The 14,548-nt window shown below is 43.2% G+C and carries 15 protein-coding genes; 6 read left to right on the top strand and 9 right to left on the bottom strand.

The window, feature by feature from the left end; genetic code table 11:
- Positions 1 to 71 precede the first annotated feature (71 nt).
- Positions 72 to 266 (top strand): DUF2061 domain-containing protein, encoded by a 195-nt coding sequence (locus tag OS173_RS11365; protein WP_267184412.1) that lies wholly within the window; start codon positions 72 to 74, stop codon positions 264 to 266.
- Here the strand turns inward: OS173_RS11365 and OS173_RS11360 are convergent.
- A complete protein-coding gene (locus OS173_RS11360; protein ID WP_267184411.1) occupies positions 263 to 1,219 on the bottom strand; it encodes a peptidylprolyl isomerase in 957 nt (318 codons plus the stop codon). The genes OS173_RS11365 and OS173_RS11360 overlap by 4 nt on opposite strands.
- A gap of 94 nt (positions 1,220 to 1,313) precedes the next feature.
- Between OS173_RS11360 and OS173_RS11355 the strand changes: the two genes are divergently transcribed.
- Both OS173_RS11355 and OS173_RS11350 read left to right on the top strand, forming a co-directional pair.
- Entirely contained in the window at positions 1,314 to 2,237 is a 924-nt protein-coding gene (locus tag OS173_RS11355; RefSeq protein WP_267184410.1) for an EamA family transporter, read from the top strand.
- A complete protein-coding gene (locus OS173_RS11350; RefSeq protein ID WP_267184409.1) occupies positions 2,224 to 2,724 on the top strand; it encodes a hypothetical protein in 501 nt (166 codons plus the stop codon). The genes OS173_RS11355 and OS173_RS11350 overlap by 14 nt, the downstream gene beginning before the upstream one ends.
- 419 nt (positions 2,725 to 3,143) lie before the next feature.
- On the opposite strand, the gene OS173_RS11345 is transcribed toward OS173_RS11350, so the two are convergent.
- From OS173_RS11345 to OS173_RS11330, 4 genes are read right to left on the bottom strand one after another with little or no spacing between them, the layout of a single operon-like run.
- A complete protein-coding gene (locus OS173_RS11345) occupies positions 3,144 to 3,620 on the bottom strand; it encodes a GNAT family N-acetyltransferase (RefSeq protein WP_267184408.1) in 477 nt (158 codons plus the stop codon).
- A gap of 5 nt (positions 3,621 to 3,625) precedes the next feature.
- The gene (locus OS173_RS11340; RefSeq protein WP_267184407.1) at positions 3,626 to 4,174 is read right to left on the bottom strand and encodes a GNAT family N-acetyltransferase; all 549 of its coding nucleotides are present in this window, start codon (positions 4,172 to 4,174) and stop codon (positions 3,626 to 3,628) included.
- An 8-nt stretch (positions 4,175 to 4,182) separates the two neighbouring features.
- Entirely contained in the window at positions 4,183 to 4,893 is a 711-nt protein-coding gene (locus OS173_RS11335) for a DUF3307 domain-containing protein (protein WP_267184406.1), read from the bottom strand.
- Positions 4,890 to 5,531, bottom strand: coding sequence for a hypothetical protein (locus OS173_RS11330; RefSeq protein ID WP_267184405.1), 642 nt, complete (start codon positions 5,529 to 5,531; stop codon positions 4,890 to 4,892). The genes OS173_RS11335 and OS173_RS11330 overlap by 4 nt, the downstream gene beginning before the upstream one ends.
- 214 nt (positions 5,532 to 5,745) lie before the next feature.
- On the opposite strand from OS173_RS11330, the gene OS173_RS11325 reads away from it, so the two are divergent.
- Positions 5,746 to 7,875, top strand: a complete 2,130-nt coding sequence (locus OS173_RS11325; RefSeq protein WP_267184404.1) for a pilin — start codon at positions 5,746 to 5,748, stop codon at positions 7,873 to 7,875.
- A gap of 65 nt (positions 7,876 to 7,940) precedes the next feature.
- Here OS173_RS11325 and OS173_RS11320 read toward each other — a convergent pair whose 3' ends face one another.
- Both OS173_RS11320 and OS173_RS11315 read right to left on the bottom strand, forming a co-directional pair.
- Positions 7,941 to 8,990 (bottom strand): NAD(P)-dependent alcohol dehydrogenase, encoded by a 1,050-nt coding sequence (locus OS173_RS11320; protein WP_267184403.1) that lies wholly within the window; start codon positions 8,988 to 8,990, stop codon positions 7,941 to 7,943.
- Positions 8,991 to 9,085: 95 nt separating this feature from the next.
- On the bottom strand, positions 9,086 to 9,382 hold the full coding sequence (locus OS173_RS11315; protein ID WP_267184402.1) for a hypothetical protein: 297 nt from the start codon (positions 9,380 to 9,382) through the stop codon (positions 9,086 to 9,088).
- Positions 9,383 to 9,500: 118 nt separating this feature from the next.
- Between OS173_RS11315 and OS173_RS11310 the strand changes: the two genes are divergently transcribed.
- Positions 9,501 to 11,087 (top strand): leucyl aminopeptidase, encoded by a 1,587-nt coding sequence (locus OS173_RS11310; protein WP_267184401.1) that lies wholly within the window; start codon positions 9,501 to 9,503, stop codon positions 11,085 to 11,087.
- A gap of 277 nt (positions 11,088 to 11,364) precedes the next feature.
- On the opposite strand, the gene OS173_RS11305 is transcribed toward OS173_RS11310, so the two are convergent.
- The gene (locus OS173_RS11305; RefSeq protein WP_267184400.1) at positions 11,365 to 12,315 is read right to left on the bottom strand and encodes a hypothetical protein; all 951 of its coding nucleotides are present in this window, start codon (positions 12,313 to 12,315) and stop codon (positions 11,365 to 11,367) included.
- Between the two features lie 204 nt (positions 12,316 to 12,519).
- Entirely contained in the window at positions 12,520 to 12,801 is a 282-nt protein-coding gene (locus OS173_RS11300) for an RNA recognition motif domain-containing protein (protein ID WP_267184399.1), read from the bottom strand.
- 541 nt (positions 12,802 to 13,342) lie between these two features.
- Here OS173_RS11300 and yghU point away from each other — a divergent pair.
- Positions 13,343 to 14,221, top strand: coding sequence for a glutathione-dependent disulfide-bond oxidoreductase (yghU, locus tag OS173_RS11295; RefSeq protein ID WP_267184398.1), 879 nt, complete (start codon positions 13,343 to 13,345; stop codon positions 14,219 to 14,221).
- Positions 14,222 to 14,548 lie beyond the last annotated feature (327 nt).

The raw sequence follows: 14,548 nt of genomic DNA, 5'->3' as shown, positions 1-14,548 counted from the left end.
TTTAAGATAATTGCTGGACATTAGTTTATCTTTAATTATAATGATAAGCATTCTCATTTAAGAGTGTTATTATGCTTAAGACATTCACTTTTGCCATTCTCCATTTTAGTGTGGCCTTTTTAGTGGTCTATGCCCTCACCGGTAGTTTTTTAATCGGTGGTGCGGTGGCTCTCATTGAACCAACAATCAACACCCTGGTGTTTTACTTTCACGAAAAGGTCTGGCGTTATGTTGAGCATCGACATACAAGCGGGATGACAGCTTAATCTGCTAATCGCACCGGAATTGCTACGCCACAGGCATCGATGTAGTTGTGTTGATACAGAAACCAGTCTTCGTTGCGGTTTTTACGGGCGGCTAATAATTGTTTAAAACTCACTGAATCAGTGCGCATCACTTCAAGTTGGGGTCTTTGACCCGGTGGCAGTTGTGAAGCCACCACAATCTGCTTAATTACATTCTCATCTATTTTAAGTTCTACTGCACCGGATAAATCTTGTGTTCTTTTCAACGCTTGAATGGCGTCCATACCCTCTAATACCCGACCGAACACGGTGGTATTGCGGTCCAAATAACGCTGCGCCGGACCGTTGACGATATACAATTCTGTACCACCGGTATCCGGATCATTGGCACGGCCTGCGGCAAGCACGCCATAACAATGTAATAACCAGCTTTTTTGTTCACTGATATCTCGACCCACGGCGAAGCCTTTATAAAACCCGGTTTCATCGGCAAAGCCATCATCGCCATCAAAAGCCAAATACTGCTCTCCCAAATCAATGGATGAGGTTAATTCAGCAGGAATACTTAATCGCCCTTCAGTTAATTCAGGTAAGTCACTGTCATCGTCAAACATCGGTCCGCCCTGCGCTACAAAGCCATCAATGACACGGTAAAACCGGGTGTTATCAAATATACCTTGTTTAACCAGAGCCTGGGTATTGGCTACATGCCCAGATGCTAAATCCGGTAACAGTTCAAAGACCACCGTCCGCTCTTCACCCGCCAAAGACACTGTCATCACCAGCATATTATCCGCGGACACCGGCCGCCAATCACTGTCCGGTGATTGTTCAACCACTTCATAGGGGCCGGCTTTAATCGGGGCAAATAAATCTTCGCTGGACTGTTTATTTTCGGTTATTGTTGCACAAGCTGTGAGCGTTAAGGCAGCCAGTGAAATTAATAATTGAGCGTGTGTTTTAAATGTTATCATGGAATCTATCTCTTATTTTTTCTTGTTGTTTTAGCTGATCACAAAGATAATATTACACTCTTTTTATCTCGATCACCCATAGATAATGCCAGAAATGTCGAACAAAACACCTTTTAATATCCCGGCCATGGCCATTCTTTGGCTGGTGACTTTTATTTGGGCATTTAGTTTTTCACTAATCGGTGTATATCTAAGCGGTCATGTGGACAGCTATTTGGCGGTATTTATTCGGGTGTTTATTGCTTTACTGGTGCTTTTACCTGTCTTCAGGCCGCGCACTTTTGCGCTGAGAAAATTACTCGCTTTGGTCGTTATTGGCGGCATTCAAGTCGGCGCGACGTATTTATTTTTATACAATGCCTTTAGCTATTTAAGCGTTCCGGAAGTATTATTGTTCACAATATTTACACCGCTGTGGATTACCGTAATTGATGAATTTATTCTGGGTCGGCGGCGCCTACCCTTACGCTGGTGGCTGGCCGCCGGAATCGCTGTGCTCGGTGCAGCGGTGATTCGTTATGACGGCATTAATCAGGGCGCACTGATGGGTTTTATACTGATTCAAGGTGCCAATCTATGCTTTGCCATCGGCCAAGTGGCTTATAAACGTCTGCCGCTGGGTGATGTTAAACAACAATCTCAAGTTTTCGCCTGTTTTTTCCTGGGTGCCTCGTTGGTTTCAGGGCTGGGCGTTGTGCTGTTTGGTGATTGGCATATTAAAGCCATCGAATTAACCCAGTGGTCGGTGCTTATCTGGTTAGGTGTCGGTGCTTCGGCCTTCGGCTATTTGGCCTGGAGTATGGCCATTAAACAGGTCAACACCGGTCAGGTCGCGACCATGAATAATATGCTGATTCCGGTGGGTATTTTGGTGAATTTTTTGTTTTGGAACAGTGATATTGAATGGCTGAGGTTACTTATTGGTGCCGGTCTGATTATATTATCTGTGTGGCTTTGTTCACAAAGCAAAGCCATTAACCGGCCTATGAGCCAGGACAAACCGCATGCATCTATTTGAGTTAAGTTTGGTTTTTATCACCATGGTGCTGTGTAGTGGCGTGATGTTTTATTTTATTCGCAACCACGCCAACCCTGATTTTCAGAAACTCTATAAAGATGACGATGATCTTGAAATAGAGGATGACTTCTTAGATTCACGTCCATCAAATAATTACAAAGATTTTTTGGCCAATAAATGGCTTTCATTTGGTGGCGGCTTCTATGGATTGGTGGCGGTATTGACCTATATTATTGTCGAGGCCCAGGAAATTTTCGACCTACTCTCGATGCCAAACGGATCAGAGGGTGTTTTTAGCGGCATCAGTATCGGTATGATCATCCGTTTTTTTATTGATTCTTTGATGAACTTTATCACCGCCATCTCCTGGCCGGTGTATTGGATGAATACCGGCCAAGCACCGTTTTGGCAATGGTTTATGGCAGCCTATGGTGGTTATTTAGCCGGTAAAACACTGGTCAAGACATATTACCCGCTAAAAAAATAGTGTCTTTAGATATGAACAACTTCGTGAAGACACATAAAAAAAGATTTTAACCACAAAGATCGCAGAGGTTTTCACAAAGGGCACAAAGTGGAATGACGCTTACTTAAAATCTAAGTTATTGATAGATTTAGTCATTAATGAGCCATCAAAGTTTAAAATAAAGCAACAAATAGGAGTCCCAAGGGTAGTTGGCTTTAAAGCTTGTCGGCTGAAGTCGACTACCCTAAGGTTCTTTGACTGAGTTAATAATTTGCTATATATTTCATCAATTTAGACATATAGAACCACTTAAATAAGTGCCATTCGGCAAAGTGTTTTAAAAATTATATTTCCTTTGTGCACTTTGTGTCTACTTCGTGTCCTTTGTGGTTAATTTCTTTAATCTTCAAAGCATACTATTCCAATTGATTTAATTCGATTTATAACCAACGCGACATCAAAACCTCACAACCACCATGCCCGGTATCACCCAAACGGGTATCTCGGTATTCAAAGCCATGCTTTAAATACAGCTTTTGTGCGGCTTTCATTTCAGGCGTGGTTTCTAAATACATCTGCTTAAAACCCGCTTGTCGAGCACCTTCGATGCACTTAATCAACAGCCGATGACCCCAACCTTGCCCCCGCAATTCAGGCCTGAGATACATCTTGCGCAATTCAGCGATGCCCTCACCTTCACAACCGGCCAAAGGTGCGAAGCCACCGGCACCAACAATCTCACCGGCTTGTTCAATCACATAATAGGCAGCCATTGAACCCCGATACGCCGAATACATATCATCCATTTCCGGATCTACACCGGCAAAACCCTCACCGGATAGGCCATGCTCAATCAGGACATCATGCACCAGTTGTTTAACCGCTGCGTTGTCTTGCTTTTGAATGCGTCTAATCATGGCTTTCAATTACTTTCCATTGTCACTGAATAATAAACCGCTTCCAAATCACCCAATGGATCTTTATGTAGCGCCGTTTTTTGATATTGCATATCCAATTTTTCCATCATTCGGATTGAACCAATATTATCCGGCACCGCCACGGCTGAAAATTTTGTGTAACCGACTTGTTGCTGTAATGCGGTCATCACGGCTTTGGCGGCTTCTGTGGCATAACCTTTACCCCAACTCTTTTGCATAAAACGCCAACCCAGTTCTATATCCTCATCATCACGTTCATCGCTGAAAAAATGCATGGGCCTGACCAAAATCCAGCCGATAAACTCATCATCCGCCAGCGTATTGACTTGCCATAAGCCCCAGCCTTTTTCCGGATTTCGATATTGCATCATTCGTGGAATAAAAATATCATTAATTTCAGCACGGCTGGTGGGATTGCCCTTATTAATGTGCTTCATCACCGCCGGATCCTGATCTAATTCGAACAATAAATCGGCATCGGTATCATCCATTATTAGATAGCTCAATCGCTCACTGTGTTTTATCGTTAACATAATATCTCTCAACTTAAATAAACCACCAACATAGCGGTGGCCACGGCAATGGCAAAGCTCAATAAAGTGCCAATCAAAACATACTCGGTTAATTGCCGGTTCTTGGATTCTTTCAAGTCACCAAAACGAAACACCGATTTAGCGCCTAGTAAAAAGCCAATGGCTTGCCACTGCCCCACCACAATAAAAAAAAACACAAACAGTCGTTCCAGCATACCAATGTAACGACCGGCATGGGCCAAAGATCCATCTTGCAGGTCATTTAAGGTATCGGTCCAGCGTGACATCAGAATTTGCACCACCACACCCGCCACAAAGGTTAAAAACAACAACGCCGTGGCATACAACCAAAGAGACTGACTGTTAAACCAGGTCGATAGATCAATGCTGGGCTTAAACAACAAAAACCATATAGCTACAAGGCCGATGATATGCAGGCTTTGATCCATGATAAACCAACGGGTTCGGGTGTCTTCGCTTTGGGCATAAAGCTTCAGGACATCAACGACAAAGTGCAACAGCATCACCGCCAAAGCCAGTAACCAATAGTGTATTGATCCCAAGACCACCATAACCAATAAGCCATGAATCAGTACATGTGCGTATAATCGCCATGACAACAGCTTATTGTTTTCTTTTGCTTGCACCCATGATCGTGGCTGTAAAACAAAATCACCCAATAAATGAGCAAATATTAGTTTAATTAATATCAGCATCATAATTGCGCCACCAGTTGTTGTCGAAAAGCCGCTTCAACGGCCAGCATCTCATTGATATGAGCCCTATGCCAACGACCGCTGACAGAGTTTTGTTTTATACCCAACCGGGCACCAATTTCAGCCTGGGTGGCCTCCGGATTATTTAAAACATGGGTCACCAACTGCGCTGATAACACCGACCAATCATCCATAAAAGTACCGGCCAGTTTTAAGTACAGATTCATTTCAGCATCAAACTCTGACCAGGGGCTTTTCACAGAAAGCGTGGATTTTGATTTTTCCGATTGCTGAAAAGCATCGTCGGCATGAATAAACACAGGTCCATTACTTTCCGACACCCGTTCACCGCTGAAGGTTTTTTCGCCGATACCAATACCCATGCGCACATCTAAAGGACTGATTGTTTGCGTGGATTGTTCCGGCATAATTTGCTTTATCAGGGCTTTAATGGCCAGCGCTTTATGCAACACTGTCGCCGGCTCTGTGACTTCCAACTGAAAAGAATCACCCCATACCAGCTCCCACTGAGTCGGACTGCTGCCCCATTGAGCAAACAATGTCTTCAAAGGCTGTAACCATCTATTGGCATCATTTAATTGCCGTGATGCCACGATATCGCCTTTTATCACTGAAATCACCAAATGATATCTCCTAATAATCCGATATATTATAATATCATCTTTTTAAACGATATACAAATATATCATTTTTTTAAATGATACTAAACATGAATTTATTCTATCATTAAAACCGCCTAACAAACAGATTACTGGGCAAGAACACATAACAATTAAATGTCAACAACGCGGTACTTTGGCTTAAAATGTCATCACTAAAAATTTCAAACTCACCATGCCAATACGCTCCGCAGTTATTATCACCATTCTTGCTCTGACCACCTTTCTCAGCGGTTGCCGGGAAGACAGTCAGGAAACCAAGCTGTTACCGATTTTAGAAAGTTCTGACTTTGCCGTGGAAAAAAGCAGCTGGTTACGCAATCATCTACCGGCTGAAACGGTGGTCTATATCAGCGTACCGAATCTATGGAATTATTTATTCGATCCAAAGGGTGACAGCCTGCATAAACTACAAACAAATACAATTTTCCAAAAACAAATGACAGCGATTAAACAGGCCGCAGAGCACAATTATTTGGGTTTAGTGCCGGCCAACAGTCAACTGTTATTGAAAGCCCTGCTAAACAAACAAACTGGTCCCATTGAAATTGCAGCGGTCAATTATGTGGCCGGTGGTCTGATGCCAAATGTTGCTATCGGCACTCACTTTTCAGATTTTAGTGCGGCTCAAATGATTGAGCTGGTCAATCAAGTGCTGACCGACTATGCACCGGGCATCAGCCCTGAATTAAGCCGCCAGGACGATAAGCAACTATGGCGCTTTGACTTTCAGAATATGCCGAACTGGATTCAATACCAGGAAAAAACCGGTCAGTTTCTTATGCTATCAGGTCCCGGTGCCAGCAATGAAAAACTCAATCAACTATGGAATAAACCCGCTGATCCGGCGCTAAACGATGTGCTTGATCTGGATAAACGACTCGACCCCAGCGGTCTAAACTTGCGCATGTGGATGGCAGCGGCAACTCTTTACCAATTAGGTGCCGGTTTTGTCCCTCCGGAACAACATCAAAAACTTGAGCCATTGGCCATCGATAAAACGCAGTACATCTGGTTAGGCACTTCTTCTAATGCCGGTAAATCAAGTCTTGCCATCCATTATCTCATGCCAGAAACCGGCTGGCGTATGTTCCTGCCACGCAGTGAACACAGTTTCGATATCACCACCGCCGGCGCACCCAAAAGTGTTATGCAAATGGCTTTACCAACCCGTCAGCAGTGGCAAACTGCCGTCAATCAGCCAATGATTCCACAAGATACTAAAAATGCACTGCAAGAAATTAGCAACAACCTTAAAAATATCTTAGGGTTTGAACCCAGTGAAATGTTGGACGCCTATGAACAACAAGTTTATTTGGTCAATGATGACGTCGGTCGCTGGATGGCACTAAAAATTAAAGATTCGGCTTTGCACAATACATTAAGCCAACAAATGCTAGGTGTTCTCGATGAACAGCCTCAGCAAAATAAACTGGCCGGCGTGACCATTTATCACATGCATTTTTCCAGCATCGAAAAACTCTACCTCAGCGCCGGTAAAGCCAATAGCAACACAACAGATATCGAGCGATATTTAGGCTTACTTAAAGAGCATCATTACTGGATGCAAAAAGACGATGTCATTTATATGGCTAAGGTGCCACAAATCCTGGCTGAATTAGCCAACACCGACAATCCCACCCAACTCAGTCAATGGCAGGCAACCCAAGGCCTTGATTGGCACAATTCAATACTGGCTTATGGCACTGAAATTGACGATATGCCCCGTGACATTTACTATTTTTATTTAACATTTGTGCAAACATTGGCGGATTTAGCAGACACCAACATCGATCTATTCACTTTACCAACAGCCCAAGAACTTAAGCTGCCGCCCAAAGGCCGTTTAAGCTTGTCAGCGCATTCTGATCGTCAAGGTTTTAGCGTAGAAATAGATTATGAATACTCACTGGCTGAGCATTTGATTCGGCCTGAGACCGGCATGCTGACTGTGGCTGTGGCCGGAATTCTCGCCGCCTACGCCATTCCGGCTTATCGAGACTACACCATGAGAGCTAAAATAATGCAGTCAATGTCTTACACCTCAGTGATAAAAATAACTGTCGCGGAACACTATATTGACAGCGGTGATTTTCAAGGGGCCACTGAGCTGTTACCTGATTTGCCAGCCAATATCAGCCTCGAAGACGCCACAGGAGTTATTACGATTCATCTTGACGCCATTGATGACAGCTTTAGTGATGAGGACTACGTGCAACTTTTCCCTGAAGTAACTGAATCGGGCATTGCTTGGCATTGTGAATCGACTGTCAGAGCCAAATTGCTGCCGGCTTTCTGTCGCTAAAAAACCTATTTTGCCGGTGCTTTAAAAAACTAAGCACCGGCAACATGTTTCTCATACCGTTCTATTTAGACCGCTTTAAGCGACTGCATATCAATCACAAAGCGGTATTTAACATCGTTATCCATAACCCGCTTATAAGCGTTATTAATGTCCTGCATATCTATCATCTCGACATCCGAAACGATGTTATGCTCAGCACAAAAATCCAGCATCTCTTGGGTTTCCTTAATGCCGCCAATCAACGATGCGGCAATCACCTTACGCCCAAATGCCAAGCCAAGGCTGTGACAATCAATCTGCGTGGCGCCCAGTAACGACATGGTTTTACCCATTTTTAATAAAGGAATGTATGGATCTAAATTATGCGCCACCGGAATGGTGTTCAGCAAAAAATCAAAACTTCCGGCATGGGCTTCCATGGCGGACTCGTCTTTTGAAACCAACACCGAAGAAGCGCCTAAACGTTTGGCATCTTCACCTTTTTCAGGTGAAGTGGTAATCATCACCACTTCTGCGCCCATGGCCGCCGCTAATTTAACCCCCATATGACCCAAACCACCGAGACCAATGACCCCAACTTTATCGCCGGCTTTAACATTCCATTGTCTCAGTGGTGAATAGGTGGTGATACCGGCACATAATAATGGTGCCACCGCTTTGGTATCTAAATCTTCGGAAACCCGCAGCACAAAATCCTGATCAACCACAATTTGGGTTGAGTAACCACCATGAGTCATCTCACCGGCTTGATGCGGGTCGGGACTACCATAGGTCATCACCATGCCCTGTTCACAATGCTGTTCCAAATCATCTTTACATGGATCACATTCTCGGCATGAATCCACCATACAACCGACACCGACTAAATCACCGGCTTTAAAATTTTTGACATCAGCACCGACGGCTTTTACCCGGCCGATAATCTCATGACCGGGCACCACCGGATAAACCGTCATGCCCCAATCATCATGCGCCACATGAATATCACTGTGGCAAACACCACAATAAGTGATATCAATCTGGACATCGCTAGAACCGAGTTCTCGGCGGTTAATACTGTGTGGTTTTAAATCGTCTTTGCTATTAAAGGCCGCGTAGGCTTTGGTATTTGACATGGTCTTCCCCTCGTTAAAGACATCAATATACCAGAAAAGGTGTAATTTATTTGTAAAAATTGCCAACGACAAGGCATGCCTTGTCGCTACAGTCGTCAATCCGAATTATCTAAAATAGATTGGGTTTCAACATCAACTGAAGGCAGTCGATAAACTTTAATTATATACCAAGAACCCACAGTCATCGCCACCACCAGTAATGGCAATAGCACCATCATCAGAATGAGCTGCCGTTGTGACATCGGACCGGTTTTAGGCGGCTGGCTAACGTCCTGTTGAATGGAATTCAGAGCATGTCCACATTTCGGGCAAAGTTTAGTGTCTTGATGTGTCTGGCCCTGAGCGATGTCAAGACCGCAACGGCTGCAGTGATTGTTGGCTGGTAAATTCATATGGCCATTATAAAATAAGCTTTAAATCCGACCAATCCTTTAATGGTACTATTTACACATGCATTAAACAAAGTGATTTGCTATTCTATGCGGCTGACATTAACCAAGGAATCCAGACATGAAAACAAATCCCCTACTCACACTGTGTCTTTTAATGCTTGGCAGTTGGCAATTGACCGAAGCCACCGCTGCGCGATCCACCCAACCTACCCAAATTAACTTCACTAACACCATGCCAACAGAAGGCAATTTAGTCCTGGGTATTTTTCAAGACGGTGTTTTAGGCCCACAAGCTCAAGCCATGGATCAGGACAGTAATGGCGCTCTGAGCCATGCCATTAAAGCTGCTGATTTTGAAGCTAAAATCAAAACCACACACTTAATTACCGCGCCAATGGGCTCTGGTTTTGACCAAATACTGTTAGTTGGCTTAGGTGAACAGGATAAAAGTAAAACCAATCTGCAATGGCAAGAAATTGGTGGTCATGCGGTGCAACAAGCGGTGAAAGCTTTTAAAACAGTGCCGACGATAACTATGGATATCTCGGAACTGGACAACAGCATCGAAATCAATGCCAACGTGGCTTATGGTGCAAAATTAGGCAGCTACTATTTCGACAAATACTACACCGATGAAAAACGCCACAAACATCAACAGCGACTGACATTCATCACCAATCAAGCCGACCAAACCAGTCAATACTACACACAAGAACTCAATCCGGTGGCAGATGGTATCTGGTTCACCCGTGATATCGCCAATGAACCGGCCAATATTATTTACCCGCAAAGTTTTGTCGATCAATGGCGCAGTCATTTTAAAGGCATCGATCACATTAAAATCCATTCACTGGATGAAAAAGACATGCTCAAACAAGGCATGGGCGCAATATATGGCGTCGGTCGTGGCAGTAAAAATCCACCGCGTATGATGATTGTTGAGTATATGGGTGGTGAAAAAGGCCAAGCCCCTATCGTTCTGGTGGGTAAAGGCATCACCTTTGATACCGGCGGCATCAGTATTAAAGGCTCTTCCAACATGTGGAATATGAAATTTGATATGTCCGGTGCCGCCGCCACCATTGGTACGGTTTACGCGCTGGCCGGCCGTGAAGCCAAAGTCAATGTCGTCGGCATTGCGGCACTGGCCGAAAACATGCCCGGCGGTAATGCCCAACGCCCCGGTGATGTGGTTACTTCCATGTCCGGTAAAACCATCCAAATCCGCTCCACCGATGCCGAAGGCCGATTGGTACTGGCTGACGGTGTTTATTACGGTGATATAACCTATAACCCGGCTTTATTGGTCGATATCGCCACCCTCACCGGCTCCGCCAGCCGTGCCCTGGGCAAAGATTACGGTGCCCTATTCACCCGCCATGATGAACTGGTCGCGCCCTTTATCGAAGCCGGCAAGCAATCCGGCGATGAAGTCTGGCAGCTACCGTTAAATGACAATCACTTTAAAGCCATCGAAAACAACGTCGCCGATGTCATGAATTCAGGGCCTGACGCCCCAGGTGCCAGCGCCGGTGCGGCTTTTATCGGCACCTTTATTCGCGATACCACCCCCTGGGTTCACCTTGATGTTGCCGGCGTCTCCTGGAGCGATAAAACCACCCCGGTTAAAGCCTCCCCCGGCTCAACATCCTTCGGCGTGCGCTTGCTTAATCAATACATCAAAACGCATTTTGAGAAAGAATAAATAGAGCTCTGATACGCCATTACAAACAGATAAAAGTTCTTGTGCCCATGCTCCGGCGTGGGCCCATTTATTTTAACTATTGGATCAATCCTTTCCCTCATTGCGACGTGTTCGGGCTGCCCTAAGAGGCCCTTATTTTGTTGACCCGGACACCCAGTTATCGCCAGATAACAAAAGCGAAGCTTTTCTAAAAATTTAAAAACGACAAGGCATGCCTTGTCGCTACGATTTTATAACTTTTGATTTAGAAGTTTAGGTTGGGAGCTTTTTACTTCCGCTAATAATATTTAGCTTTAATTTTAACCTCAGGGAAATTTATCACTATCATTTCTAATATATGGCTATCAAAATCAAATTTTTCTTTGTCATTTAGGATTTTGTTAATCACACTTAGGTTAAACTTTTTAAAGTTACTCTTTGAGAGTTTTCCAATAATTCTAAAATCACCTTCAAATGTTGATATATATCTATCTTTAACTTGCTCTATTACATCTTCTAGTTCAAATAATGCATTTTCAAATTTTATATTTAATTTTTTAATATTTTCTAAATTTAATTCTTTTGGTAAAATAAATTCAAACCCAGTCTTATCAAATTCATTAAAATAACCATTCATTTCTTGTAATTCCTGAACAAACTCTTTCATTTCATTTAAATCACAATGTGAAATTGATTTTTCAATCTTTAAAAATATATCCTCATTCCTTTTAGAAAAGTCATTCAAAATTAATCTTAACTGCTGGTCCATTTCATATTTAAAAATTAGTTCATTACCTTGAGTTCTTGTTATATCTTTAGAAACATTAATTCCATATTTTTTCAACTTATTAAATGAATATGATGTGATTGGCAAATTTCCAACACGTTTTATTTCAGCCTCCCTGATTTGTTTCAGTTGTTCTTCTTTATCGTTTATTAGTTTCTGGGCTTCAAGGAAATTAATTTTCTCGATATCAAATTTGATTTTATAATTTTTTAAAACTTCTAACTGATTTTTTGATACACCCAATATATTTATGATTTCATAAAAATAATTAATCGACTTCCACTTCTTTTTATTATAAAAACGGCCAGAAGAAGGTTTTTTTGTAAACTTAGCCGACAAAAAATCTTCAAATTTTATTAATTTATTGGGTTTATCCTCAGCTTCCCATCTAACTAATATTCTCTCATATCTCTCAGGAGTTTTAGAGTAAAACAGCTTGATCATTATTTTTTCAAAATTCATTTGATCATTGGTTTGTAAGGTTTCAATTATTACAGCATAATAAGCAAAAACTTAAAAGCAAACAATTCTTAATTATCATTCCACTAATAAATAATTATAATTTAATACATTATGATGGCACCATTACTATACCCAAACATAATGGGCGGAGCCCATCCTACTTCCACATAATAACTTTTACTTTTGCTTTCAATTGATTACGGCCTATTTCTCTACATCCTTGGAAACTCTTGGCGGTGTCGCCACTTTATCTTCAGCCTTCTTTACCCGTATCTTATTACCGGCGATATCTTTGTTATTGAGTTTTTGGATGGCGACTTTAGCCTCACCGACTTTTGGCATTTCGACAAAAGCGAAACCTTTGGATTTACCGGTGGCTTTATCGAGTACCAGATTACAGGACTGAACCCTACCAAAGTCGGCAAAAATGGCTTTTAATTCTTGTTCCGTGGTGGTGCGAGCGAGATTACGAACTAATAATTTCATGGAGATGACCTATTTGATGTTATTAAACCGGCTATCGATATCAGACAGTAGGGTTTAGACGTGAAAAAGTATTATTAATAAGATGATAACATGGCTAAGGCGTTAAATGTAAAAGGTGTGTTCTTGGGACTTCATTCACTTTTGTTCCCGACAAAAGTGAAAGCGGCCACGGCGAACACTTCTTATAACTTCGCACGAATGACGCCATTCACACAAGGCTTCTTCACTGCGTGAAACCGCCATGTGTTCATTGGCTATTCTCTTCGCCTCTGATTGGCCTCCAGGGATGGAGGCCTGTCGCGAGAGCTTGGAGCGGAAGCGGCTGCTTCGCTCACCAACCGGCTCGGCGGGTCGTGCTGCTCAGCAGCACTCCAAGTATCGTAGGATGGGCTCCGCCCATCAAAATAACTGATGCGATAAGATTGTCATTGGGTTTTGATGGGCAGAGCCCATCCTACTTCCACATAATGACGACGTATTGGACTTGATAATGGCATCATCAGATACAACATCTAAATAACAATCAAATCAGGAAATCACCATGAGCGATACCAGTGAATATATACCACCCAAAGTCTGGCAATGGGACACTACCGACGCCGGACAATTTAGTAACATTAATCGCCCCATTTCCGGCGCCACCCATGAAAAGACCTTAGCCATCGGCAAACACCCGCATCAACTGTACTCTCTGGCGACACCCAACGGCGTTAAAGTGACTGTTATGTTTGAAGAACTGCTGGCCTTAGGTATCCAGGACGCTGAATATGATGCCCATAAAATTGATATTATGGAAGGCGATCAATTTGGCAGTGGCTTTGTGGCGGTTAATCCAAACTCAAAAATACCGGCGATGATGGATCACAGCACAAACCCACCCACACGCTTGTTTGAATCCGGCTCAATCCTATTGTATTTGGCTGATAAGTTCGATGCCCTTATCCCAAAAGAGCCAAGTCAACGGGCTGAGTGTCTTAATTGGCTGTTCTGGCAAATGGGCAGCGCACCCTATTTGGGTGGTGGCTTTGGTCATTTTTACAGCTATGCCCCGACCAAGATTGAATACTGCATTGACCGTTTCACCATGGAAGTAAAACGTCAGTTGGATGTTCTGGATAAACAACTGGCTGATAAACAGTTCATTTGTGGTGATGAATACAGCATTGCTGATATCGCCATCTGGCCATGGTATGGTGCTTTGGTACTTGGTCGTCTGTACGATGCTGCTGAATTCCTCGATGTTAAAAGTTATCAAAACCTCTGCCGCTGGGCCAAAGAAATTGATGCCAGACCCGCCGTGCAACGCGGCAGAAAAGTTAACCGGTCCTGGGGCGAACTCAACGAACAGCTGCACGAACGTCACGATACCAGTGATTTTGAGCATAAAACCCAAGATAAATTAACGCCCGAAGAAAGCTAAAATCCCAACTGATTGTGCCAAGTTGCGAGCAACTTAGTGAAGATGCCATGTCGTAACCCGCTCGCGGCTTGCATGGTGATTAACTAAAACTGTGGTTTATGTTTTGGTTTGACTGTGAGATAGGTCGATACCGAATCCAGCCTATCTCGACATATATGAACGCCTCCTTCATTTCAAAGGCTTTTTGTGGTTTTCAGCCTATTTTGGCTGTGTTGTTTTTAAGTTTTCATTCTTTTTCTCTTACACTTACCCACGGCACTGCGCCGAGCAGCGGGGTTTGGGGCAGCGCCCCATTTATGAGTTAAGTTTTTAATCACTGATAATAAA

The sequence above is a fragment of the Marinicella gelatinilytica genome (assembly GCF_026410405.1).
Taxonomy (GTDB): Bacteria; Pseudomonadota; Gammaproteobacteria; order Xanthomonadales; family Marinicellaceae; genus Marinicella; species Marinicella gelatinilytica.
Note: the sequence above shows the minus strand (reverse complement) of the source record. Positions and strands in the feature narration are given on the sequence as shown.